The organism is Achromobacter sp. DMS1 (genome assembly GCF_001270295.1).
Map to the genome: position 1 here is coordinate 1 of NZ_LHSJ01000009.1, position 22,496 is coordinate 22,496.

20 protein-coding genes and 6 pseudogenes are annotated in these 22,496 nt (G+C 67.6%); 14 read left to right on the forward strand and 12 right to left on the reverse strand.

The annotated features are described in order from the left end of the window. Positions 1-326: DMT family transporter (locus tag AD428_RS01955; RefSeq protein ID WP_152967953.1), on the forward strand; the 326-nt coding region annotated here is incomplete at its 5' end. After that, a complete protein-coding gene (locus AD428_RS01960) occupies positions 323-967 on the forward strand; it encodes a LysE family translocator (RefSeq protein ID WP_053243968.1) in 645 nt (214 codons plus the stop codon). The genes AD428_RS01955 and AD428_RS01960, both read left to right, overlap by 4 nt. A 42-nt stretch (positions 968-1,009) precedes the next feature. On the opposite strand, the pseudogene AD428_RS01965 reads toward AD428_RS01960, so the two are convergent. Beyond that, positions 1,010-1,705, reverse strand: a pseudogene (locus tag AD428_RS01965) (LrgB family protein). Beyond that, positions 1,695-2,099: a CidA/LrgA family protein gene (locus AD428_RS01970; protein ID WP_053243969.1), complete on the reverse strand. Its 405-nt coding sequence runs from the start codon at positions 2,097-2,099 to the stop codon at positions 1,695-1,697. Before AD428_RS01970 ends, AD428_RS01965 begins: the two are co-directional and overlap by 11 nt. 97 nt (positions 2,100-2,196) lie before the next feature. On the opposite strand from AD428_RS01970, the gene AD428_RS01975 reads away from it, so the two are divergent. After that, the gene (locus AD428_RS01975; RefSeq protein ID WP_053243970.1) at positions 2,197-3,084 is read left to right on the forward strand and encodes a LysR family transcriptional regulator; all 888 of its coding nucleotides are present in this window, start codon (positions 2,197-2,199) and stop codon (positions 3,082-3,084) included. 63 nt (positions 3,085-3,147) lie between these two features. Then, positions 3,148-4,034 (forward strand): annotated as a pseudogene (locus AD428_RS01980) (alpha/beta hydrolase). Between the two features lie 84 nt (positions 4,035-4,118). Here the strand turns inward: AD428_RS01980 and AD428_RS24195 are convergent. Further along, a pseudogene (locus tag AD428_RS24195) lies at positions 4,119-4,529 on the reverse strand (multidrug/biocide efflux PACE transporter); the annotation flags it as partial. A 95-nt stretch (positions 4,530-4,624) separates the two neighbouring features. Between AD428_RS24195 and AD428_RS01985 the strand changes: the two are divergent. From AD428_RS01985 to fusA, 5 genes and pseudogenes are all read left to right on the forward strand, one after another. Then, a pseudogene (locus AD428_RS01985) lies at positions 4,625-5,461 on the forward strand (LysR family transcriptional regulator); the annotation flags it as partial. Between the two features lie 405 nt (positions 5,462-5,866). Beyond that, positions 5,867-6,940, forward strand: a pseudogene (locus AD428_RS01990) (PLP-dependent aminotransferase family protein); the annotation flags it as partial. A gap of 10 nt (positions 6,941-6,950) precedes the next feature. Further along, positions 6,951-7,295: a TIGR01244 family sulfur transferase gene (locus AD428_RS01995; protein WP_053243971.1), complete on the forward strand. Its 345-nt coding sequence runs from the start codon at positions 6,951-6,953 to the stop codon at positions 7,293-7,295. A 99-nt stretch (positions 7,296-7,394) separates the two neighbouring features. Further along, positions 7,395-7,859 (forward strand): universal stress protein, encoded by a 465-nt coding sequence (locus tag AD428_RS02000; protein ID WP_053243972.1) that lies wholly within the window; start codon positions 7,395-7,397, stop codon positions 7,857-7,859. Positions 7,860-8,119: 260 nt separating this feature from the next. Continuing rightward, a complete protein-coding gene (fusA, locus tag AD428_RS02005; protein ID WP_053243973.1) occupies positions 8,120-10,231 on the forward strand; it encodes an elongation factor G in 2,112 nt (703 codons plus the stop codon). A 50-nt stretch (positions 10,232-10,281) separates the two neighbouring features. Here the strand turns inward: fusA and AD428_RS02010 are convergent, their stop codons facing one another. Beyond that, complete coding sequence (locus AD428_RS02010) at positions 10,282-11,091, reverse strand: alpha/beta fold hydrolase (RefSeq protein WP_053243974.1); 810 nt, start codon at positions 11,089-11,091, stop codon at positions 10,282-10,284. 147 nt (positions 11,092-11,238) lie between these two features. On the opposite strand from AD428_RS02010, the gene AD428_RS02015 reads away from it, so the two are divergent. After that, the gene (locus AD428_RS02015) at positions 11,239-11,736 is read left to right on the forward strand and encodes a YbaK/EbsC family protein (RefSeq protein WP_053243975.1); all 498 of its coding nucleotides are present in this window, start codon (positions 11,239-11,241) and stop codon (positions 11,734-11,736) included. Between the two features lie 43 nt (positions 11,737-11,779). Here AD428_RS02015 and ybgF read toward each other — a convergent pair whose 3' ends face one another. From ybgF to AD428_RS02055, 8 genes and pseudogenes are all read right to left on the reverse strand, one after another. Beyond that, positions 11,780-12,469: a tol-pal system protein YbgF gene (gene ybgF / locus AD428_RS02020; protein ID WP_053243976.1), complete on the reverse strand. Its 690-nt coding sequence runs from the start codon at positions 12,467-12,469 to the stop codon at positions 11,780-11,782. Positions 12,470-12,560: 91 nt separating this feature from the next. Then, on the reverse strand, positions 12,561-13,061 hold the full coding sequence (gene pal, locus AD428_RS02025; protein ID WP_053243977.1) for a peptidoglycan-associated lipoprotein Pal: 501 nt from the start codon (positions 13,059-13,061) through the stop codon (positions 12,561-12,563). Positions 13,062-13,092: 31 nt separating this feature from the next. Continuing rightward, positions 13,093-14,415: a Tol-Pal system beta propeller repeat protein TolB gene (gene tolB / locus AD428_RS02030; protein WP_053244000.1), complete on the reverse strand. Its 1,323-nt coding sequence runs from the start codon at positions 14,413-14,415 to the stop codon at positions 13,093-13,095. A 16-nt stretch (positions 14,416-14,431) separates the two neighbouring features. Further along, a pseudogene (gene tolA / locus AD428_RS02035) lies at positions 14,432-15,545 on the reverse strand (cell envelope integrity protein TolA). Positions 15,546-15,585: 40 nt separating this feature from the next. Further along, on the reverse strand, positions 15,586-16,050 hold the full coding sequence (tolR, locus tag AD428_RS02040) for a protein TolR (RefSeq protein WP_053243978.1): 465 nt from the start codon (positions 16,048-16,050) through the stop codon (positions 15,586-15,588). Further along, positions 16,050-16,730, reverse strand: coding sequence for a protein TolQ (tolQ, locus tag AD428_RS02045; RefSeq protein ID WP_053243979.1), 681 nt, complete (start codon positions 16,728-16,730; stop codon positions 16,050-16,052). The genes tolR and tolQ overlap by 1 nt, the downstream gene beginning before the upstream one ends. A gap of 2 nt (positions 16,731-16,732) precedes the next feature. Continuing rightward, positions 16,733-17,155, reverse strand: coding sequence for a tol-pal system-associated acyl-CoA thioesterase (gene ybgC, locus AD428_RS02050; protein WP_053243980.1), 423 nt, complete (start codon positions 17,153-17,155; stop codon positions 16,733-16,735). Positions 17,156-17,197: 42 nt separating this feature from the next. Continuing rightward, positions 17,198-18,928: a proline--tRNA ligase gene (locus AD428_RS02055; protein ID WP_053243981.1), complete on the reverse strand. Its 1,731-nt coding sequence runs from the start codon at positions 18,926-18,928 to the stop codon at positions 17,198-17,200. Positions 18,929-18,993: 65 nt separating this feature from the next. Here AD428_RS02055 and AD428_RS02060 point away from each other — a divergent pair, with 65 nt between their 5' ends. The 4 genes from AD428_RS02060 (at position 18,994) to AD428_RS02075 (ending at position 22,493) form a co-directional block, all read left to right on the forward strand. Then, positions 18,994-19,566, forward strand: a complete 573-nt coding sequence (locus AD428_RS02060) for an RNA pyrophosphohydrolase (RefSeq protein WP_053243982.1) — start codon at positions 18,994-18,996, stop codon at positions 19,564-19,566. Next, the gene (locus AD428_RS02065) at positions 19,547-20,233 is read left to right on the forward strand and encodes a response regulator (RefSeq protein ID WP_053243983.1); all 687 of its coding nucleotides are present in this window, start codon (positions 19,547-19,549) and stop codon (positions 20,231-20,233) included. The genes AD428_RS02060 and AD428_RS02065 overlap by 20 nt, the downstream gene beginning before the upstream one ends. 26 nt (positions 20,234-20,259) lie before the next feature. Continuing rightward, a complete protein-coding gene (locus AD428_RS02070) occupies positions 20,260-21,900 on the forward strand; it encodes a sensor histidine kinase (protein WP_152967956.1) in 1,641 nt (546 codons plus the stop codon). 113 nt (positions 21,901-22,013) lie between these two features. Beyond that, positions 22,014-22,493 carry a tripartite tricarboxylate transporter TctB family protein gene (locus tag AD428_RS02075; RefSeq protein WP_200907973.1) on the forward strand — a complete coding sequence of 160 codons (480 nt, stop codon included), beginning with the start codon at positions 22,014-22,016 and terminating at the stop codon, positions 22,491-22,493. Positions 22,494-22,496 lie beyond the last annotated feature (3 nt).

Genomic DNA, 22,496 nt, shown 5'->3' on the forward strand with positions numbered 1-22,496 from the left:
CGCTGGCGATCTACGCGCCGGTGGTGGCCGCCCCCGTGGGCTGGATGGCGGCCCAGGCGCAATGGCCCTCGGCCGCAACGGGGGCGGCCTGCGCCTACCTGGCTTTCGGCTCCATGTTTCTGGGCTTTTTCGCGTGGTATCGTGGCCTGGCCGTGGGCGGCATCGCCCGGGTGGGACAAGTGCAGCTGCTCCAGCCCTTTCTCACCGTGGTCGCCGCGGCGCTGTTCTTCGGCGAAGCCGTGACGCCTTCCACCTTCTTCTTTGCCGCAGCCGTGATTCTCGTCATCGCGGGTGGCCGGCGCGCCATCGTCAGGAACGCAAAATGAGCCTCTCCCCCCTTGCCCTGTCCGACGTGCCCCTGGCCTCGGCTTCGCTGCTGGGACCGCTTGCGCTTTTCGCACTGGTGAGCTCCATCACGCCCGGGCCCAATAATGTCATGCTGGCCTCGTCCGGCCTCAATTTCGGCTTCCGCCGCACGGTGCCGCACCTGCTGGGCGTCACCCTGGGCTTTGCCTTCATGATTTTCCTGGTGGGCCTGGGGCTGGGTTCGGTGTTCCAGCGCATCCCCGCGCTCTATACGGTGCTGAAGTACGCCGGCGCGCTGTATCTGCTGTATCTGGCCTGGAAGATCGCCAATGCCGGCGCGATGGAAGACGGAACCGTGCGGGGCAAGCCCTTCACCTTCCTGCAGGCGGCCGCCTTCCAGTGGGTCAACCCCAAGGCCTGGGTGATGGCCGTGGGCGTGGTGGCGACCTACACCCCGCAGGCCGGCTTCTTCGCCAATCTGGTGCTGGCCACCGTGGTTTGCGGCATCGTCAACCTGCCCAGCGTGGGCATCTGGGTCGCATTCGGCACCGCCCTGCGCCGGCTGCTGCACAAAGCCTGGGCGGTGCGCGCCTTCAACGTGACCATGGCGCTGTTGCTGGTGGCCTCGCTCTATCCGGTGGCGCTGGACCTGGTCCGCTGACGGCGGGCCGGGACCGCCCGGCCGGGGCGGCGTTAAGCCAGGTTAAGCCAGCAGCCCCGCCACCACCGCCGGCGTGACGAGCACGTTGAAAAGCCCCGCCATCACCATGACCAGCCCGGCCACGGCGCCCTCTTCGGCCGCGAACTCGCGGGCCTTGGCGGTGCCCGCGCCGTGCGCGCCCATGCCGAAGAGCGCCCCCGCGCGCGAGCGCCGAGCGCAAGGGCAGCCAGCGGCGCATCAATTGGCCGATGGCCGCGCCGAACACGCCGGTAACGATGACGAACACCGCCGTCAGGTCGGGCACGCCGCCCACGTGCGAGGACACGGCCACGGCGAACGGCGTGGCCACCGAGCGCGGCAGCCAGGCTCAGGCGCAGGTCGGCGGGCAGGCCGAGCAGCGCGCCCAGCGCCCAGGCGCTCGCGGCCGGCGATCAGGCTGCCCACCGCCACGCCGGCGGCCAGCACCGGCCAATAGCGGCGGATGAGGGCGCGCTGCTCGTACAGCGGCAGGGCGAACGCCACGATGACCGGGCTCAGCATGGCCATCAGCCAGTGCGATCCGGACATGTAGTCGCGATAGCCGGCGTGCAGCGCAATGGCCAGCGCCAGCAGCAGCGCCGGCGCCACCACCAGCGTCGAGGTCCACCAGTAGGCGTAGCGCCGGTAGAAAAGGCGCGCGCAGACATAGGCCAGCACAGTCGCTGCCGGCCAGAACAGCATGTTGAATTCATGAGGCATGGCGGTTCATCCAGCGATAGCACAGGTCGATGGTGAGCGCGGTGCCGGTCATGACCAGCGCCGTGCCCAGCACGATGGCCAGCAGCAGTTTCAGCCCGAGCATGCCCAGGAATTCGCGGTGATCCAGCAGGGACATGACTGCCGGCACGAAGAACAGCAGCATCTCGCCCAGCAGCCAGCTCGCGCCGCGGTGCACGTTGCGCACGCGCAGCCGGCGGGTGGCCAGGAGGACGAGCACCAGCGCCATGCCGATGACGCCGCCGGGCACGGGCAGGCCGGTGGCGGCCGCCACGGCCTGGCCGACGAGCGAAAAGGCCACGATGAGCGAGATCTGCAGCAAGCGGCTGCGCCGCAGGGCGCTGCGGGCGAGAAGAAGAAAACGGGAGCGGGCCATGATGTTGCGGTTCCTGCGTCAGGCTGTTGTTTTACGCCAGCTCCAGCCATAGATAAAATGAATTCATTGCATTCCGCGCATTCCAATATGGCATAGCATGGACATACGCCCGTTGCGCGCCCTGGTGGAGGTGGTCCGCCAGGGCGGGTTCTCCCAGGCCGCCAAGGTGATCTACGCCACCCAGCCCACCGTGAGCAAAGCCGTGAAACAGCTCGAAGACGAAGTGGGCATGCCCTTGCTGGACCGCAATGCGCAGCCGCCCCGGCTCACCGAAGCGGGCCGGATCGTGTACCGCCGCGCGCTCACCATACTGGCCGAACGCGACGATCTCTATGCCGAGCTGGACGAGCTGCGCGGGCTGCGGCGGGGCGTGCTCCGGCTGGGGCTGCCGCCGCTGGGCAGCAGCGCGCTTTTCGCGCCGCTGTTCGCCGATTTCCGCAGCCGCTACCCGCACATCGAAATCAGCCTGGTGGAGCACGGCAGCCGCCGCCTGGAAGAAATGGCGCTGGCCGGCGACATCGAGCTGGCGGCCTCGCTGCAGCCCGTGCCTGAACATTTCGAGTGGCAGCCCGTGGCGCGCGAGCCGTTGCTGGCGCTGATGCCGGCCGACCACCCGAAGGCGCGCGCCGAATCGGTCAGCCTGCGCGAACTGCGCGAATCTCCCTTCATCTTGTTCGAAACCGGCTTCGCGTTGAACCGCATCCTGCTCGATGCCTGCCAGCGCGCGGGCTTCGCGCCGAGCATCGCGGCCCGCAGCGGCCAGACCGATTTCATCGTGGCGCTGGTGGCCGCCGGCCTGGGCGTGGCGTTCCTGCCGCGCATCAAGGCCAACGAGGAACTGCACGCGGGAGTGTGCCGGGTGCCGTTGCGCGACGCCCGCACCGACTGGGAAATGGTGCTGGTGTGGCGGCGCGGCGGTTATCTCTCGCACGCCGCCCAGGCGTGGCTGGCCCTCACCCGGGAGGTGTACGGCGCCTCGGCCTGACGCGCCGGCATGCATATCGGGTATGCTGAAACCCCGCCCGAGCATCACCGGCGCTTCATCGTCATGCCCGCCCTGCCCCGCCTTACCCTGCGCCGCTTTCTGGCCGCTTCATTCCTTGCCGCCGCAAGCGTGGTGGGCTGTTCGCAACTCGACTCCTGGCAGCGCGAGGCCATTTTCTCGCCGCAGACGCAGCCCCAGAGCTGGTGGCGCGAGCCCGCCGCGGGCACCGAGGTGTTCGACCTCGTCCTGGCCAATGGCGACAAAGTGCGCGCCTGGTACCGGCAAAGCCGCCTGGCCGGCGCCCCCACCGTGCTGTATCTGCACGCGCGCGCTGGAACCTGAACGGCAGCGCTTTCCGCATCGAAGGGTGGGCGCGCATGGGATATTCCGTGCTGGCCATCGATTACCGCGGCTTCGGCGCCTCGACGCCCAGACTGCCGTCCGAAAGCAGCGCCCAGGAAGACGCCGAGGCCGGGCTGCGCGAACTCGCCCGTCGCCAGCCCGACCCCGCGCGCCGCTTCGTCTACGGCCACAGCCTGGGCGGCGCCATCGCCATCGACCTCGCGGCCCGGCCCGACCTGCCCGATTTCGCCGGGCTGATCGTGGAGTCGAGCTTCACCAGCATCAGCGCCATGCTGGGCACGCTCAAATGGGGCAAGGTGCCCGGCGCGAGCCTGCTGGTGACGCAGCCCTTCGATTCGGTGGACAAGCTGGCGGCCATGCACACGCCCATGCTGTTCCTGCACGGCACGGCCGACCGGGTAGTGCCGCACACCATGAGCGACGAACTGTTCGCCGCCGCGCGCGGCGTGGCGCCGGACCTGAAGCGGCTGGTGAAGATAGAAGGCGCCTCGCATTCGGGCGCCTTCCGCAGCGGCGCCCAGTATGAGGACGCGGTGCGCGGCTTCATGCGGGACGCGAGCCGCGCCTACCGCAAGAAAACCGGCTAGCCCCCGGTCCGCGCCGCCGGCCTCAGGCGCACGACTGGCGGCGCGCCCGGGCCTGCTGGCCCGGCGTTCCAGCCATGCAATGACGCGCGCGCGGGACTTGTCGTAGGCCAGGTTGTAGAAAAACGCGTAGGGCAGGTAGAAGAGCACCAGCGCGATATCGAGCACGAACGCCTGCCACAGGCTGATGCCCAGCCACCAGGCCGCCAGCGGGATCACGATAAGCAGCAGGCCGAGCTCGAAGCCGCAGGCGTGCACCACCCGCAGGCGCAGGGTGCGCGTCCACCCCATGCGGTTCTCGAGGCGGTCGAAGCCGGCGTTGTAGACCATGTTCCACAGCAGGGCGATGAGGGCAATGACCGCCGTGAGCACGCCCATGTCCCAGAGCGGCTTGTCCATGGCCCAGGCGGCCGCGGGCGCGCACAGCCCGATGGCCAGGATTTCGAACAGGAAGGCATGGAAGAAGCGTTCTTTGAGGGATTTTGCTGCTTGGGTCATGATGGATTCCGTTACCGCGAACCGGCGTGGAAACGCTATTGTTCCGGAGAAATCCGCTACCATAAAGATAGTTTTCATCGGAAAAACCGATAATCATGCGCCATTCCCTGGAATCGCTGGCGGCCTTCGCCCAGGTCGCCTCGCTGGGCAGCTTCTCCGCGGCTGCCCGCAAGCTGGGCAAGAGCCAGTCCACCGTGAGCGAAACCATCGCCAACCTGGAAGTGGATCTCAATGTCGGCCTGTTCGACCGCAGCCAGCGCCAGCCCGTGCTGACCGAAGCCGGCCAGGTGCTGCTGGCGCAGGCGCTGCAGGTGCTGGCCGCCAACGACAGGCTGAACCGCAGCGCGGCCCAGCTCGCCGCCGGGCTGGAGCCCCGGCTGACCGTCGTGCTGTCCGACACCTTCCAGTCCGAGACATTCGAGTCCATGCTGCGCGACATCGACCAGCGCTATTGCGCGCTGCGCTTCGAATGCCTGATCGCCGAATACGAGGACGTGGTGGCGCTGGTCCAGGAGGGCCGCGCGCACCTGGGCCTGATGGCGGCGCAGGAAAGCTATCCGCCCGACATCGCGCACGCCAGCCTGGCGGAGAACTCCGAAATCGTGCTGTGCGTGGGCAAGACCCATCCGCTGGCCGCGCTGCCGCGCGTCACGCACGACCACCTGCGCGGCGAACGCGAACTGCGCCTGAGCACCTACGAACTGGACGACAGGATGCCGACGCCCTCTTCCTCGACCTGGTCGGCGCCCGGCTACCTGATGCTGCTGGAAATGGCCAGCCTGGGCTTCGGCTGGACCGAGCTGCCGCGCTGGATGCTGCAGCGGTTCGGCGGCGGAGAACTGGTGGAACTCGACGTGCCGGGCTGGCCGCGCAGCATCCGGGTCGATGCGGTGTGGTCCACGCGCCGCACGCTGGGTCCGGCCGCGGCCTGGCCTGCTGCGCCGCCTGACCGAAACCTAGTCCGCCAGCCGGCCGATGCGCACCCCGTTGGCGCGCATCCATTCGCCCTGCGGCGCGCAGGCCATCATTCGAACTCGGCGCGCCGCTGCCGGGCCAGGGCATCGCCGCCCGTCTCGTGCAGCGCCGGATGGCACATGAGAACATCGCCATCGCGCGCGTTGAACAACCAGTGCTGCAGCAGCCGCGCATAGTGTCGCCTGCCTCCCTCGAAGCCGTAGACGCCGAGCAGCCTCCGGTTGGTGCGCATGCCGCGCGTGGCGGCCTCCCGCGCCAACCCGCCNCGGCCGCGCGCCCGGCATGCCGGGCGCGGCGCTCTCGCGGAACATGTTGCGCAGCAGCCAGGGCACGTCCACCCGGGCGGAAGGCGGCAGCTGTAACCGCCGGAATGGCTGGATCCCGAGATGGTCGCCGCCGCCGTGCGCGCGGTGGGCAGGTCGGTGCGCGGCCACCTGGTGTCTTATGGCCATCCCCAGGGCTTCGCGCCGCTGCGCCAGCAGATTGCCGGGCACCTGCAGAACGAAAGCGTGCCCGCCCATCCCGAGCACAATCTGCTGACCACCTGCGGCGTGACCCACGGGCTGGACCTGGTCGCGCGCCACCTGGTGCGGCCGGGCGACACCGTGCTGGTCGAGGATCCGGCCTGGTTCGTGATCTTCGGCCGCCTGGCCGCCTTCGGGGCGCGCCTGATCGGCGTGCCCCGAGGCCCCGACGGCCCCGATACGGCGCTGCTGGAAAAGCTGGCGGCCCAGCACCACCCCAGGCTGTTCATCGTCAACAGCGCGGTCCACAACCCCACGGGGCACACGCTGTCGGCCGGCGTGGCCTACGATGTCCTGCGCATCGCCGAACGCCACGATTTCCTGGTGGTGGAAGACGACACCTACGGCGAACTGCACCCCGGCGGGGCGGTGAAGCTGGCGGCCCTGGACCGGCTGAACCGCGTCATCCTGGCGGGGGGATATTCCAAGATGCTCGCCGCCAGCCTGCGGGTGGGCTACCTGGCGGCGCATCCGCAGATCCTGCAGAAGCTGGCCGACCTGAAAATGCTGGCCGGGCTGACGTCGCCCGAACTGGGCGAGCGGGTGGTGCACCGCGTGCTCATGGAGGGCCAGTACCGGCGCCACATCGAGCGCGTGCGCCAGCGGGTGGACGACGCGCGGCAGCGCTGCGTGAAGGGGCTGCTGCGGCTGGGGCTGCGCCTGCCGCACGAGCCGCACGCGGGCATGTTCGTATGGGCCGACTGCGGGCGGGATTCCGAGGCGGTGGCGCGGGCCGCTGCCGACCGCGGCATGCTGCTGGCGCCCGGCACGCTGTTTTCGCCCTCCCAGGAGCCGTCCCGGATGTTGCGCTTTTCGGTGTCCATGACCGAGCAGCGCGGGGTCTGGACGGAGCTCGAAAAACTCTTCGCCGATGGCGGAGCCTGCAATAATAATACGCAGCCATACAACTGAAGGAACCGCCATGTCCGTACCGATCAAGCCCCTCACCGAGAACTTTGCCGTGGCTCCCCAGCTCGGCCCCGACGACATGGCCGAAGTCGCCGCCGCCGGCTACAAGAGCGTCATCATCAACCGTCCCGATTTCGAGGGCGGCCCCGACCAGCCCACGGCGGCCGACGTGTCCAAGGCCGCCGTCGCCGCCGGCCTGAAAGTCGAATACCAGCCGGTGGTGGGCAGCGCCATGACCGCCGCCGACGTGCAGCGCTTCGCCGAACTGCTGCGCACCCTGCCGGGGCCGGTGCTGGCCTATTGCCGCACGGGCACGCGCTGCACCAACCTGTTCGCCGCCGCGCAGCAGCTCGGCTGAGCGCCAGGCTTGACCGCCGTCAAGCCTCCGGGGCGAGCCTGATGTGAATCCGGCTTCTTTCCGGTAGCATAAGAATTCATCTCAAACAGGAGCAGGCTGATGTTCAAGAAGATCCTGATTCCCACCGACGGTTCGCCGCTGTCCGCGCAGGCCGCCAATGCGGGCATTTGCTTCGCGCGTTCCGTGGGCGCCGAGGTCGTGGCGCTCTACGTGACGCAGCCTTTCGCCGCCACCATCGGCTTCGACGGCATGGCCGCGGCCTACGCCATCACCGACGAAGACTACGAAAAGGCTTCGGCGGAGCAGGCCGAGAAATACCTCAAGCAGATCAGCGACCGCGCCGACACCGCCGGCGTGAAGTGCGAGACGCGCGCCGTGTCCAATTTCAACGTCGCCGACGGCATCGTCCAGGCCGCCGGCGACAACGGCTGCGACCTCATCTTCATCGGCAGCCACGGCCGCAGCGGGCTGTCGCGCCTGCTGCTGGGCAGCGTGACGGCCAAGGTGCTGTCGCTGGCCACCACCGCGGTACTGGTCTACCGCGTCAAGGAAGAAAAGAAATAGCCGTCACGGGCACGGAAACGTGCATGTCCGGACCACGCCCCTCGCCTTGCGCGAGGGGCGTTTTCGTTGGGCGGCCGGAAATCCCGGGCGCCTTCAGGGCCATGTCTTGTATCTGCCCGGCTGGCGCGTAATATGCAAGCATCAGCGCGGGCGCGACGCCATCGCGATTCCTTTTTGTTGCGCGGCGCGCGCGCCTGCCGCGGCGAGGCCCGGGCGGGCCCTGCCGTCTCAGCCAGTGTTTCACTGCAAGGGAAGAGGCCATGACTCGCAAGACGCGTATCGATCTGTATCGCAACATCGGCATCAGCGCCCACATCGATGCCGGCAAGACCACCACCACCGAGCGCATCCTCTTCTACACCGGCATCACCCACAAGATCGGCGAAGTGCACGACGGCGCCGCCGTCATGGACTGGATGGAACAGGAGCAGGAGCGCGGCATCACCATCACGTCCGCGGCCACTACGGCGTTCTGGAAGGGGATGGCGGGCAACTATCCCGAGCACCGCATCAACATCATCGACACGCCGGGCCACGTGGATTTCACCATCGAAGTGGAGCGCTCCATGCGCGTGCTGGACGGCGCGGTCATGGTGTACGACGCCGTGGGCGGCGTGCAGCCGCAGTCCGAAACCGTCTGGCGCCAGGCCAACAAGTACGGCGTGCCGCGCCTGGCCTTCGTCAACAAGATGGACCGCGTGGGGGCGGACTTCCTGCGCGTGCAGCGCCAGATCGCCGAACGGCTCAAGGGCGATGCCGTGCCGGTCCAGCTTCCGGTGGGCGCCGAAGACCACTTCGAGGGCGTGATCGACCTGGTGAAGATGAAGTCCATCATCTGGGACGAGGCCAGCCAGGGCGTGCGTTTCGAGTACCGCGACATCCCGCCCGCGCTGCAGGCGCAGGCGCAGGAATGGCACGACAAAATGGTCGAGAAGGCGGCCGAGGCCAACGAAACCCTGCTCGAGAAATACCTGTCCGGCGAGCCGCTGACCGAGGCCGAGATCAAGGCCGGCCTGCGCGCGCGCACCATCGCCAACGAGATCGTGCCCATGCTGTGCGGCAGCGCCTTCAAGAACAAGGGCGTGCAGGCCATGCTCGACGCCGTCATCGACTACCTGCCTTCGCCGGTGGACGTGCCGGCCATCAAGGGGCACGACCAGCGCGACCGCGAAATCGAGCGCCATCCGGCCGACGACGAGCCCTTCTCCGCCCTGGCTTTCAAGATCATGACCGACCCGTTCGTGGGCCAGCTCGTGTTCTTCCGCGTCTACTCGGGCGTGGTCAAGTCGGGCGACTCCATCTACAACCCCACCAAGGAAAAGAAAGAGCGGCTGGGCCGCATCCTGCAGATGCACGCCAACGAGCGGCGCGAGATCACCGAGGTCTACGCGGGCGACATCGCCGCGGCGGTCGGCCTGAAAGACGTCACCACCGGCGACACGCTCTGCGATCCTTCCCACGTCATCATCCTGGAACGCATGGCGTTTCCCGAGCCGGTCATTTCGCAGGCGGTGGAGCCCAAGACCAAGGCCGACCAGGAAAAAATGGGCATCGCGCTGGGGCGCCTGGCCCAGGAAGACCCATCGTTCCGCGTGCGCACCGACGAGGAGTCCGGGCAGACCATCATTTCGGGCATGGGCGAATTGCACCTGGAGATCCTGGTCGACCGCATGAAGCGCGAGTTCGGGGTCGAGGCCACGGTGGGCAAGCCCCAGGTCGCCTACCGCGAAACCATACGCAAGACCTGTGACGAGGTCGAAGGCAAGTTCGTCAAGCAGTCTGGCGGCCGAGGCCAGTACGGCCATGTGGTGCTCAAGCTGGAGCCCCAGGAGCCCGGCAAGGGCTACGAGTTCGTGGACGCCATCAAGGGCGGCGTGGTGCCGCGCGAATTCATCCCGGCCGTGGACAAGGGCATACGCGAGGCGCTCAACGCCGGCGTGCTGGCGGGCTACCCCGTGGTGGACGTGAAGGTGACGCTCTTCTTCGGTTCCTACCACGACGTGGACTCCAACGAAAACGCGTTCCGCATGGCCGCCGCCATGGCCTTTCGCGAAGGCATGCGCCGCGCCGACCCGGTGCTGCTGGAGCCGGTGATGCATGTGGAGGTGGAAACGCCGGAGGATTTCACCGGCAACGTCATGGGCGATCTTTCCTCCCGGCGCGGCATCGTGCAGGGCATGGAAGACATCGCGGGCGGCGGCGGCAAGCTGGTGCGCGCCGAGGTGCCGCTGGCCGAGATGTTCGGATACTCCACATCGCTGCGCTCCCTGACGCAAGGGCGCGCCACCTACACCATGGAGTTCAAGCATTACGCCGAAGCGCCGCGCCAGGTGGCGCAGGAAGTGATGGCGTCGCACGGCACGGGCCGCTGAGGGCCAGGCCGGCGGCGTGACGAGCGCGGACGGCGGCCTGCCGTCCGCGCTCACCCGCGCAGGAACTGTTCTATGGCGCCGTTGAAGGCCCGGGGGTTGCCCAGGTTCATGCCGTGCGACGAGCCGGCGATGTCCACGCGATGCGCATGGGGCATCCAGCCCTGCAGGGCATCCAGCACGGCGGGGTAGGGCTGGGGGCTGAGCGCGCCGCCGATCAGCAGCGTGGGCAGCGCCACGCTGCCGATCTGCCCGGGCGTCAGCGCCGGCGGCGTTTCCCGGGCCTGCCCGATCAGCGTGCCCGCGTTGTCGCGCACCATCTCCTTGAACCACGGCACCATGCGTTCCCAGGTATGCGGCCCCGTCACGGTATCGACGAACAAGGCGAGGCCCTGCTCGGCCTCGCCTTGCCGGATCAGGTCCAGCGCGCGCTGCCGGAAGCCGCCGCGCCGGTCGTCTTCGCCCGGCAGCGGCAGGCCGGGATCGGCCAGCGTCAGACTGCGCAGCATCTGCGGCGCGCGCAGGGCGGCCTCGAGCGCCACCCGGCCGCCGCGCGAATGGCCCACCAGGTGCGCCGGCTCTCCCGCCACGGTTTCGATGAACGCCAGCACGTCCTCGGCATGCTGCTCGACCGAAAATCCGTCGCCTTCGCCGTCCCAGCGTTCGGGCCAGTAGCGCCGCAGGCAAAGCGCATACACGCGAAACGCGCGGCCCAGCGGACCCATCTGCGATTTCCAGTAGCGGCAGTCCGACAGCGATCCGTGCACCAGCACCAGGGGCGCGCCTTCGCCATGCACGGTATAGGACAAGGGATAGCCGTCGATGAGGGCGGTTTGCAGGGGAAGGACGGGTTCGGAACGCATCGGGGAGGGGGGCGGGAAGAAAAAGCCTGGGCCGAATTCTAGCCCGTGCCGGCCCGGGCGCAGGCCGCCGGCGGGGCTGATACACTCGTTCGCTCCGTCCGACCGCCTTCGCCGGTCGCCGGTATTCATGGAAATGGAGCCCGAGCAATGTCCCCAGAGTTCATATCGTCCCTGCCCGAATCCGCGCAACGCGTCGCCCGTCTCCTGCTGGAACTGGGGCACGACAAGCCGGTGGTGGTGCTGCCCCAGACGGGCAAGACGTCCGCCGAGGCGGCGGCGGGGCTGGGGTGCGAGGTGGCGCAGATCGCCAAGTCCATCATTTTCCGGCGCGTGTCCGACAATGCGCCCGTGCTGGTCATCGCCAGCGGCGCCAACCGCGTCGACGAGGCCAAGGTCGCCGCCCGGGTGGGCGAGCTGGCCAAGGCCGATGCGAAGTTCGTGCGCGAGAGCACTGGCTATGCGATCGGCGGGGTGTGTCCCATCGGGCACGCCGTCAAGCCGGTCATGCTGCTGGACGAAGATCTCTTCGGGTACGAATCGCTATGGGCCGCCGCCGGGCATCCGCACGCGGTCTTCAATCTCACGCCGCGGCAGTTGGAAACCATGACGGGCGCTCCGGCGGCCGACGTGGCGCTGCGCTCCTGAACACGCGCCGGCCGCCCGGGAGGCGGGCCGGCGCCGTGGCACATTATTGCAGCAGTTGCAGCCGGCTCTTGGCCGTGTTGGCCGCGGGCGTGGTGGGGTAGTCGCGCACGATGCGCTGCAGCGTGGTCTTGGCGCCAGCGCGGTTGTTCAGTTCGATCTGGCTGCCCGCGATCACCAGCAGGGCGTCGGGCGCGCGCGCGTCCTGCGGCGACTTCTGCACCATGGCGGTGAGCTGCTCGATGGCGCCCTTGAAATCCTTCACGGCATAGCGGCTGCTGCCCAGGTAGAACTGGGCGCTGGGCGCAAGCTGGCTGTTGGGGTAGAGGGCGATGAAGGCGGCCAGCGATTCGGCTGCTTCCTTGTATTGGCCCTTGCGGAACAGGTCGATGGCGCCGTCGTAGGCGGCCTGCTCCTGCGCGTCGCCGGCCGCCGCGCCGGGCGGGTTGGCCGAACCTGCCGCCGCGCCGCCGTTGGCGGCGGGCTGCTGCCGCGACACCAGCTCGAGCTGGTCGCGCAATTGGGCGATTTCCTGCTGCAAGGACTGGATCTGGTCGGCAAGCTGCAGCCGCGCGCGCTGATTCTGCTCGTTCTGCTGCTGGACTTGCGCGCGCAGGTCCAGGATGGCCTTGCGGGCTTCATCGTCGGAAAAAGCATGAGCGGGCAGGGCCAGTGCCGCCAGCATCAGGCCGGTGGCCGCCATGAGGGGACGCAGGGACAGAACGGTATCGCGCATAAGAAATTCCCGGGTGTAAAAACAAAAGCGCCGGAACGGCCGGATGACCGTCCCGACGCGTCGTGGGGCCTAGAACAATGCGGAGTTGCGCTTAACGCTGATAAACGATATCGGCGCGGCGGTTTTCCGCAAAATCGGCTTCCGACGTACCAGTCGCCTTCGGCTTTTCCTTGCCGAAGCTGATGGTTTCGATCTGGTTGTCGCTGACGCCCAGCAGGGTCATCATGCGACGGACCGCATCGGCGCGGCGCTGGCCCAGGGCCAGGTTGTATTCGGCGCCGCCGCGCTCGTCGGTGTTGCCTTCGATCTTGATCTTCTGCTGCGGGTGCGAGGTCAGGTAGCGGGCATGGGTTTCCACCAGGCCGCGGTACTGGTCCGACACCGTGTAGCTGTCGAAGTCAAAGTATACCGAGCGCTGTTGCGCCAGGATGCTTTGGGGGTTGAAGGGATCAAGAATCTGGCCGGAAGCCGAGGATCCTTGGCCAGCGCCTCCGCCCTTACCCGCGTTTTCGTCGAGAGGGACGGAGCTGCAAGCTGCCAGCGTGGCAGCCAGAGCGGCGATGGTTAGGCTTTTGGCAATGCGCGACTTCATGATAGTTCCTTTGCAAAGAGAGTCACACGTGTTATCGGGTAAATGGGCCCCAAGTCGGTTCACGTATTTCCCCGTTCAGTACCGAAAGCGTTTGCCGTACGCGGCCATCGCTCGAGACACCTGCAAGGACGCTACGGCCGTTCTGCACGGCGGCGTAAAGGACTTGCATGCCATTGGGCGCGAAACTCGGCGACTGGTCATCACGTCCGTCAGTGAGCAGAGTTTCGGAACCGCTGGACAGGTTCAACGAGGCGATACGAAACGCGCCGTCGCGTCTTGCAACGTACAGCAACGTCGATCCGTCCGGGGAAATTCGGGGTGAGATGTTGTAACTACCATTAAACGTGAGACGGCGAGCGTCGCCGCCATCGAGGCCGGTCTGATAGATCTGCGGCCCACCGCTGCGGTCACTGGTAAAGATAATGGAACGGCCGTCGGGCGTAAAGGTCGGTTCGGTGTCAATGCCCGGAGAACGCGTAACTCGCTTCATATTCGAGCCGCCGGCGGCGCTAACGATGTAAATTTGCGACAACCCGTCGCGCGTCAGGGCCACGGCGAGTTGCGTGCCGTCGGGCGACCAGCCGGGGGCGCTGTTGTTGCCCTTGAAGTTCGCCACCGGCACGCGGGCGCTGGTGGCCAGCGTATGCACGTACACCACGGGCTTGCCGGACTCGAAGCTCACATAGGCCAGCTTGCTGCCGTCGGGCGACCAGGAAGGCGAGATGATCGGCTCGCGCGAACGCAGGGCCACTTGCGGGTTCTGGCCGTCGGCGTCGGCCACCTGCAGTTCGTAGGTGTTGCCGCGCTTGAGCACATAGGCGATGCGGGTCGAGAACACGCCGCGCACGCCGGTGATCTTTTCGTAGATGCGGTCGGCGATCTGGTGCGCCACGCGGCGCAGTTCCTGTTCCGTGCCCGAGAAGGCCACGCCGTCGAGCTGGCCCTTCTTGACCGTGTCGGCCAGGCGGTAGCGCACGTCGTAGCGGCCGTCGGGGCCGCGCGAGATGCTGCCGTAAGCGATGAAGTCGGCGCCCTTGCCGCGCCAGTCGTCGTACGAAATGGGCGAGTCCACGTTCAGGCCGGAACCCGCGGCGTTGATGAGGCGGAACTGGCCCGTGCGGGTCAGGTCGGCGCGGATGACCTCGGCCAGGGCGCGCCCGTGCGCGTCGTCCACGGCGAAATCGGCGATTGCCACGGGGTACTGGGTGGCGCCCGTGCCGGAAATGTCCACGCGCAGTTGGGCCTGGGCGGGCTTGATGGCCATCAGGCAGGCCAGCGCCAGCATGAACAGGCCGAGTCCGTACGATCGCCAAAGGGCGAGGAAAGGAGCTCGTCGGCTGTAGGCGGGAGTCATGATCAGCAATCTCCTGTCAGTCATACATTCTGTAGACAACGTCAATGATGGGCTCGTAGCGGCCGGTCGAAGGCTTGGGGAAGGGGTTGCAGCGGCGGATGCCGGTCTCGACCGCGCGGTCGAAGCCCGGGATGCCGGACGAACTCGTCAGCGTAACGCCATTCACCTTCCCGTCAGAACCTAACTGTACCCGGTATTGCGCGGTGGGGTTCTCCGAGCCGCGGCGAGGCGGAGGCGGATAGGCCACCCCCGGCTGCACGCAGGCGCGGACCTTCGCGCCGTAGCCGCTGTCGCGTCCGCCGCCCGCCTGATTGCGGTCGGCCGTGCCGCCCGGAATGCCGGCGGCGCCCAAGGCGTCGTTGCGGAAGGCTTCCTTCAGGGCCTTGTCGGCGCGCCTTCTTGGCGGCCTCTTCCTTGGCCTTCTTTTCGGCAGCCGCTTTCTCGGCCGCGGCCTTTTCGGCGGCGGCTTTCTCGGCCGCCGCTTTCTCGGCGGCGGCTTTTTCCGCGGCGGCCTTCTTGGCGGCTTCTTCCTTGGCCTTCTTCTCGGCGGCGGCCTTCTCGGCTGCCGCCTTCTGCGCCGCCTCTTCCTTGGCCTTCTTCTCGGCAGCGGCCTTTTCAGCCGCGGCCTTCTCGGCGGCCTGGCGTTCCTGTTCCAGGCGTTTCTTTTCCTTCAGCTCGGCCTGCTTGCGCTCTTCTTCGAGGCGCGCCTTTTCCTTGGCCGCCTCGGCAGCCGCGCGGGCTTTTTCCTCTTCCTCGCGCTTCTTCTTGGCTTCCTGCAGGGCGATTTCGGGATCGGCTTCGGCCTTGGGCTGTTCCTGCGGCTTGGTTTCCGGCGGCGGCGGGGGCGGCGGCTCGGGCTTGGGCTCCGGTTCGGGTTCCGGCTTGGGCTCGGGCTGCGGCTTCGGCGGCTCGGGCTGCGGCTGGGGCGGGGGCGATACCGGCGAGTTGCCGTCCGCCCACAGTTCGACCTGGACGGGGCCGGGGTTCTCGGAATGCCAGTTCACGCCCAGGATCAGGGCCACCAGCAGCAGCAGGTGGACCGCCACGGCCAGAATCAGGGAGTTCCGGTTGTCGTTGGTGGGCGGGGGGACCGGCTTTTCGCTGCGGTGTCGGATGAGGGGTGGCGTCATGAGCGTTGCATGCCGGCCAGGCCGGCGGGGGAGCGTCGCATTAGCGTTTCTTGGCGGGAGCGGACTGCGAGGATGCGCCGGATTGGGACTGATCCACCAGCAGCCCCAGGCGGGTGATGCCGTTGGTGCGGAGTTCGTCCATGACCTTTACGACCGACTCGTAGGGCACTTTGCCGTCCGCCGCGATGACGACCGGCGTCTCGGCGGTGATGCGCGAGCGCACCTGCGCCACCAGCTCGGGGCGGGCGATGTCCTGAGGCGTGGCGCCGGGCTCGCGCATGCGCAGGGCGATCTTGCCGTCTTCGGAAATCTGGACTTCCAGCGGCTTGACCGGCACTTCCGACGCCGCGCCCACGGAGGGGAGCTGGATCAGTCCGGGCGTGATGAGGGGGGCGGTCACCATGAAGATGACCAGCAGCACCAGCATCACGTCGATGTACGGCACCACGTTGATGTCGGACTTCATGCGGCGGCCGGCGCGGCCGCGCGAGCTTACCGAGGGCATTAGCGCACCTGCCTTTGCAGAATGTTCAGGAACTCGTCGACGAAGCTGTCGAAGCGGATGGACAGGCGATCGATGTCATTCGTGTAGCGGTTGTAGGCCACCACCGCGGGAATGGCGGCGAACAGGCCGATGGCGGTGGCGATCAGGGCTTCGGCGATGCCGGGGGCCACCGAGGCCAGCGTGGCCTGCTGCATGTTGGACAGGCCGATGAAGGCGTGCATGATGCCCCACACCGTGCCCAGCAGGCCAATGTATGGCGACACCGAGCCGGCCGAGGCCAGGAAGTTGAGGTGCGATTCCAGGGCGTCCATTTCGCGCTGGTAGGCGGCGCGCATGGCGCGGCGGGGACCGTCCAGGATCGCCGTGGCGTCGCCGCCGGGACTGCTGCGGCGGGCCTTGAGGAATTCGGTCATGCCGGCGTCGAAGATGCGGGCCAGCGCGCCCTGCTCGTCGCGGCGCGACGCCACCGCCTGCTGCAGCATGGAGAGGTCGCCGCCCGACCAGAAATCGTCTTCGAAGCGGCGGGTCTGCTCGTTGGCCCGCTTGATCGCCATCCGCTTGGCGAAGATGTACGTCCAGGACATGATCGAGATGCCCAACAGAATCAACATAATCAGCTGAACCGGCACGCTGGCGTGCGAAATCAGCGAAAGCAACGACATGTCGTTGGTGACTTGCATGGTTATTCCTGAATGAATTCCAGTTTTGCGCGAAGGTCGGCCGGAAGTTCCGTCGGCCGCATATGGATGGCATCGACGCAGCAGACTTGGATATTGCCCTCGGCGAGCAGTTCCCCGTTGCGTTCAGCGCGCTGCGCGAAGTGTATCGAAGCGCGGCCCAGTCGTGTAACCCGGCTGCGTATGGTAAGCAAATCGTCGAGCCGCGCCGGCTTGCGGTAGGCCATGTCCAGCGAGCGGACGACAAAGAGCCGCTGCTCGCCGGCGGCCAGCGCCGACTGGTTGACGCCCAGTTCGCGCAGCCACTCGGTGCGTGCGCGTTCCAGGAACTTGAGGTAATTGGCGTAGAAAACCACCCCTCCCGCGTCGGTGTCTTCGTAGTAGACACGTATCTGCAGGAGGGATTCGGCGGACTTCGTTGCGGTCACGATAGGCAGTCTGGCGGACGAAAGTCCGTAGTAACTATAGGGTTAGAGGGTGTCCAGCTTGGTCAGCACCTGTTCCAGGGCGCCTTCCACGGGAATCCGGGCTGCCTCGGTTTCCCGGCGGGCCTGCAATTCCACCACACCCTCGGCCAGGCCGCGTTCTCCAACTGTTACGCGCAGGGGCACGCCTATCAGTTCCCACTCCGCGAACATGACGCCGGGGCGGGCGTCGCGGTCGTCCAGCACCACGTCCACGCCGCGCGCGAGCAGCGATTCGTACAGCCGGGTGGCGGTGTCACGCACCGTTTCACTTTTGCCCCAGCCCACCGGGCAGATCACCACCTCGAACGGCGCGAGCGCGCGAGGCCAGATGATGCCGCGGGCGTCGTGGTTCTGCTCGATGGCCGCGCCCACGATGCGGGTGATGCCGATGCCGTAGCAGCCCATTTCCAGGACGGCGGGCTTGCCGGTTTCGTCCAGGAACGTGGCCTTCAGCGCCTCGGAGTACTTCTTGCCCAGGTAGAAGACGTGGCCCACCTCGATGCCGCGCTGGATGGAAAGCGTGCCCTTGCCGTCCGGCGCGGGGTCGCCCTCGACCACGTTGCGCAGGTCGGCCACCCGCTCGGGCTCGGGCAGGTCGCGTCCCCAGTTCACGCCGCGCAGGTGGTAGTCTTCCTTGTTGGCGCCGCAGACGAAGTCGGACATGTTCGCCACGGTGCGGTCGGCGATGACGTGCACCGGCTTGGCCGTCTTGACCGGGCCCAGGTAGCCGGGCTTGCAGCCGAAGTGCTCCACGATCTCGGCCTCGGTCGCGAAACGGAAGCCGGCCAGGCCGGGCAGCTTGCCCGCCTTGATCTCGTTCAGCTCGTGGTCGCCGCGCAGCATCAGCAGCCAGATTTCCACCTTGCCCTTTTCGCCGTCGGTGGCCAGCACGATGGATTTCAGCGTGCGCGCGAGCGGCAGGTCCAGCAGCTTGGCGACGTCTTCGCATTTGGCCGCGCCCGGCGTGGGCACCTCGGCCATCGCCTCGGCCGGCGCGGCGCGCTCGGCGATCAGGCTGACCGCCTCGGCCAGTTCGATGTTGGCCGCGTAGTCGGTTTCGGCGTTGTAGACCAGCAGGTCTTCGCCGGTGTCGGCGATGACCTGGAACTCGTGGCTGCGCGTGCCGCCGATGGAGCCGGTGTCGGCGGCCACGGCGCGGAATTCCAGCCCCAGGCGCCCGAAGATGCGCATGTAGGCTTGATACATATTGTCATAACTGCGCTGCGCGCCGGCCTCGTCGCGGTCGAAGGAGTAGGCGTCCTTCATGGTGAATTCGCGCCCGCGCATCAGCCCGAAGCGCGGCCGGCGCTCGTCGCGGAACTTGGTCTGGATGTGATAGAAGTTCAGGGGCAGCTGGCGGTAGCTGTGGATCTCGTTGCGCGCGATGTCCGTGATGACTTCCTCGGACGTGGGCTGCAGCACGAAGTCGCGCTGGTGGCGGTCTTTGATGCGCAGCAGCTCGGGGCCGTACTGCTCCCAGCGGCCGGACTCCATCCAGAGCTCGGCGGGCTGCACCACCGGCATCAGCAGCTCGATGGCGCCGGCGGCGTTCATTTCCTCGCGGACGATGGCTTCCACCTTGCGGATCACCTTCAGACCCAGCGGCATGTAGGTGTAGATGCCGCCCGCCAGCTTGCGGATCATGCCCGCGCGGGTCATGAGCTGGTGGCTGGCGACCTCGGCTTCGGCGGGGGCTTCTTTCAGGGTGTTGATATGGTAGTTGGATGCGCGCATGTTTAAAGGTGGCAGCAGATACGTATAATCGTCCGTAATTGTATTGAATTCGGTGGGGGTGGCCCATGCTTGACCGCGAAGGCTACCGTCCCAATGTCGGCATCATTCTCGTAAACAACAGAAACGAGGTCTTTTGGGGCAAGCGGATCCGGGAACATGCCTGGCAGTTCCCGCAGGGCGGCATCAAATACGGCGAAAGCCCGGTGCAGGCCATGTATCGCGAACTCCATGAAGAGGTGGGCCTGAAGCCCGAGCATGTCCGTATTTTGGGGCGTACACGCGATTGGTTACGGTATAACGTGCCCGATCACTTCGTCCGGCGTGAGTGGCGCGGCCACTATAAAGGACAAAAGCAGATTTGGTTCCTGTTGCGCCTGGTCGGCCGCGACAGCGATGTGTGCTTGCGCGCGACGCAGCATCCGGAATTCGACGCCTGGCGCTGGAGCCAGTACTGGGTGCCGCTGGATGCCGTGATCGAATTCAAGCGCGACGTCTACACCCAGGCCCTGAACGAGCTTTCCTCTATCCTTTTCCGGCGCCACCACGAAACCCGCTACCTGCGCCAGCGCGTGCACGGACCGCGGGCGGCAGAGAATTTGCCCGAAGGAACGGACGGTCATGCGCATATTGCTGGTTGAAGACGAACAGGACATGGCCTCCTGGCTCATGCGCGCGCTCGCGCAAAGCGGCTTCGTGCCGGATCATGCTCCCGATGCGCGCACCGCCGAAGCCTTCATGGCCGGCACCGAGTACGACGCCATCGTCATGGACCTGCGCCTGCCCGACAAGCATGGCCTGGTGGTGCTGCGCGAGATGCGCAACCGCGACGACCGCACGCCCGTGCTCCTGCTCACCGCGCAGGGTGCGCTCCAGGACCGCGTGCGCGGCCTCAACCTGGGCGCCGACGATTTCCTTACCAAGCCGTTCGCCCTCGAAGAGCTCGAGGCGCGGCTGACGGCGCTGGTGCGGCGCAGCCGGGGCCGCCAGCATCCCCGGCTCCAGTGCGGCTCGCTTTCCTACGACAGCGAGAGCCGCGCCTTCACGCTGGACGGCTCCCTGCTTTTCCTGACCCCGCGCGAACACGCGGCGCTGGCGGCCCTGCTGACCCGCAGCGGCTATCCGGTGGACAAGTCGCAGCTCTTCGGCAAGGTCTTCACCCACGACAGCGAAGCCAATCCGGACGCCATCGAGGTCGTGCTGCATCGGCTGCGCAAGAAGCTGGCCGGCAGCGACGTGCGCATCGTCACCGTGCGCGGGCTGGGCTACATGCTCGAAAGCGTGGCCAGCGAATCCGCCGACACGTGAGCCTGCGCATTCCGGGCATGCCGCGCGTGGGCATCCGCGCGCTGCTCATCCTCCTGCTGCTGCCCGGCGTGGTGGCGCTGCTGGTCATCGACAGCCTGAACGACTACCGCACCCTGGCGGAAATCACCAACGAAGCCTATGACAGCGCCCTGGTGGAGCCGGCGCGCGTGCTCGAAAGCAGCCTCGAATTCACGCCCTCGGGCGAGCTGCAGGTGGCTACGCCGCTGTACGCGCAGGTGATGCTGGAATCGCGCGCTGGCCTGCGCAAGTATTTCCGCATGGAGGAAATCTCCCCGCCGCTGCCCGACGGTTCCCCCGTGCCGCAGGAGCAGGGCAAGACGCTGCTGGGCATGCCCGACATGCCGCGTCCGCCCGTCTGGCCGCGCGCCAACGGCCAGCCCGTTTTCTACGACAGCGTTTACCGCAACGATCCCGTGCGCGTGGTGTCGGTGCTGCGCGACCTCTACTACCACGGCCGCCACCGCCAGGTCCTGGTGCTGGTGGCGGAAAGCACCGGCAAGCGCATCGAGGCCGAAGACCGGGCGCGCCGCCAGGAGATCCTGCGCGATGCGCGCATGCTCGCCCTGGTGGTGCTTCTCGTATGGTGGGGCGTGTCGTGGGCGCTCAAGCCGCTGCGCCGCCTGCGCGCCGACATCCGGGGGCGGCGCCCCGATGACCTCACGCCGCTCGACGCCTCGCGCGTGCCCAGCGAAGTGGCGCCGCTGGTCGAGGCCGTCAACCATCACATCGCGCGCTACCGGCGCGTGCTCGACGAGCAGTCGCACTTCCTGGCCGACGCCTCGCACCAGTTGCGCACGCCGCTGGCCATCATGCTGACCCAGGCGCAGTACGCGCTGCGCGAGCCCGATCCGGCGCGGGCGCGCGAGGGCCTGCGCGCCATCGTCGACCAGTTGGGCCGCACGCGCCGCCTGACCGAGCAACTGCTTTCGCTGGCGCACGCCAACCAGGCCGAGGCGCCGCCGCGCCAGCTTCTCGACCTGAACGACGTGTCGCGCGAGGTGGTGCTCCAGTACCTGCCGCTGGCCCACGAGAGGCAGCAGGATCTCGGCTGGGTGCAGGCGGGGTCGGAAGAGGGCAGGGAACTCGCCGCCATCGTATGCGGCAACGAGGCCGAGCTGCACGAGGCGCTGTCCAACCTCGTGCACAACGCCATCAACTATGCGGGCCCCGGCGCGCGCATCACCGTAGGCGTGGGGCTGGCGGGCGAGCGCGCCGAGGTCTCGGTGGCCGACAACGGCCCCGGCCTGGACCCCGTGCTGCGCGAGCGCGCCTTCTCGCGCTTCGAGCGGGTCGGCACCGACAAGCCGCTTTCCTCGTCCGGCTCGGGCCTGGGGCTGGCCATCGCGCGGGCCTATGCCCGCCGCAACGGCGGCGATATCGAACTGCGCGACGGAGAACCCAACGCCCGGGGCGGCGTGGGCCTGGCCGTGCTGTGGCTGCCCCGCGGCGCCCACGGTTTCGCCGTTTCCGCGCGCGGCCGAAGCCTAGCCCGCCCGCGTCCCGCGCCGTCCCGAAAGAGCGTGCCGGCTTCCGCGCCGATACGTGCCTTCCCGTTCCGCGTTGCTTCCGCTTTCAAAAAAGCCGCCCGTCCCGCCCGCGACGCGATCAGGGATTACCCCCGGATTCAGGAAGCAGACAGTCTATAGAAAGCGGATTAGCAGCTTCCTTCCGTAATCTGCCTGCCGGCCTGTCGTCAAGGGCCGGGCGGCGATCGTCCCGAGCGCCGCATCGAGGGCCGGCACGGCCCTGCATCTGGAGGATGGAAGTGCAAACATCAAATAGAAAGGACTACTACGGGGGCGCCCTGATGGTCCTGATCGGCCTGGGGGCGATCTACGGGGGCACCGGTTACCACATCGGCACATTGAGCCATATGGGACCGGGATTCTTTCCGGCCGCGCTGGGCGGACTGCTCGCGCTCACGGGGCTGCTGATCGCCATGTCGGCGCGCAGCAGCGGCGGCGACGAAGCGGAAGCGCCGGTCGAGGGCCATCCGCACGGCCTGCCCGACCTGCGCGGCGGCATCTGCATCCTGCTGGGCATCCTGGCGTTCCTGCTGCTGGGCCACTACGGCGGCCTGCTGCCGGCCACCTTCGCCATCGTTTTCATTTCCGCCCTGGGCGACCGGACCAACACGATCAAGCAGGCCTTGCTGCTGTCGGTGGGCATGTCCGTCATCGCGGTGGTCGTTTTCTGGTGGGCGCTGCAACTGCAGCTTCCGCTCTTTCGCTGGGGCTGATGC

Excerpts from the sequence above, each read along its gene's own strand:
- AD428_RS01960 (WP_053243968.1), top strand. The coding sequence starts at position 323 with ATGAGCCTCTCCCCCCTTGCCCTGTCCGACGTGCCCCTGGCCTCGGCT.
- AD428_RS01970 (WP_053243969.1), bottom strand. The coding sequence starts at position 2,099 with ATGGCCCGCTCCCGTTTTCTTCTTCTCGCCCGCAGCGCCCTGCGGCGC.
- AD428_RS01975 (WP_053243970.1), top strand. The coding sequence starts at position 2,197 with ATGGACATACGCCCGTTGCGCGCCCTGGTGGAGGTGGTCCGCCAGGGC.
- AD428_RS01995 (WP_053243971.1), top strand. The coding sequence starts at position 6,951 with ATGTCCGTACCGATCAAGCCCCTCACCGAGAACTTTGCCGTGGCTCCC.
- AD428_RS02000 (WP_053243972.1), top strand. The coding sequence starts at position 7,395 with ATGTTCAAGAAGATCCTGATTCCCACCGACGGTTCGCCGCTGTCCGCG.
- fusA (WP_053243973.1), top strand. The coding sequence starts at position 8,120 with ATGACTCGCAAGACGCGTATCGATCTGTATCGCAACATCGGCATCAGC.
- AD428_RS02010 (WP_053243974.1), bottom strand. The coding sequence starts at position 11,091 with ATGCGTTCCGAACCCGTCCTTCCCCTGCAAACCGCCCTCATCGACGGC.
- AD428_RS02015 (WP_053243975.1), top strand. The coding sequence starts at position 11,239 with ATGTCCCCAGAGTTCATATCGTCCCTGCCCGAATCCGCGCAACGCGTC.
- ybgF (WP_053243976.1), bottom strand. The coding sequence starts at position 12,469 with ATGCGCGATACCGTTCTGTCCCTGCGTCCCCTCATGGCGGCCACCGGC.
- pal (WP_053243977.1), bottom strand. The coding sequence starts at position 13,061 with ATGAAGTCGCGCATTGCCAAAAGCCTAACCATCGCCGCTCTGGCTGCC.
- tolB (WP_053244000.1), bottom strand. The coding sequence starts at position 14,415 with ATGACTCCCGCCTACAGCCGACGAGCTCCTTTCCTCGCCCTTTGGCGA.
- tolR (WP_053243978.1), bottom strand. The coding sequence starts at position 16,050 with ATGCCCTCGGTAAGCTCGCGCGGCCGCGCCGGCCGCCGCATGAAGTCC.
- tolQ (WP_053243979.1), bottom strand. The coding sequence starts at position 16,730 with ATGCAAGTCACCAACGACATGTCGTTGCTTTCGCTGATTTCGCACGCC.
- AD428_RS02055 (WP_053243981.1), bottom strand. The coding sequence starts at position 18,928 with ATGCGCGCATCCAACTACCATATCAACACCCTGAAAGAAGCCCCCGCC.
- AD428_RS02060 (WP_053243982.1), top strand. The coding sequence starts at position 18,994 with ATGCTTGACCGCGAAGGCTACCGTCCCAATGTCGGCATCATTCTCGTA.
- AD428_RS02065 (WP_053243983.1), top strand. The coding sequence starts at position 19,547 with ATGCGCATATTGCTGGTTGAAGACGAACAGGACATGGCCTCCTGGCTC.
- AD428_RS02075 (WP_200907973.1), top strand. The coding sequence starts at position 22,014 with ATGGAAGTGCAAACATCAAATAGAAAGGACTACTACGGGGGCGCCCTG.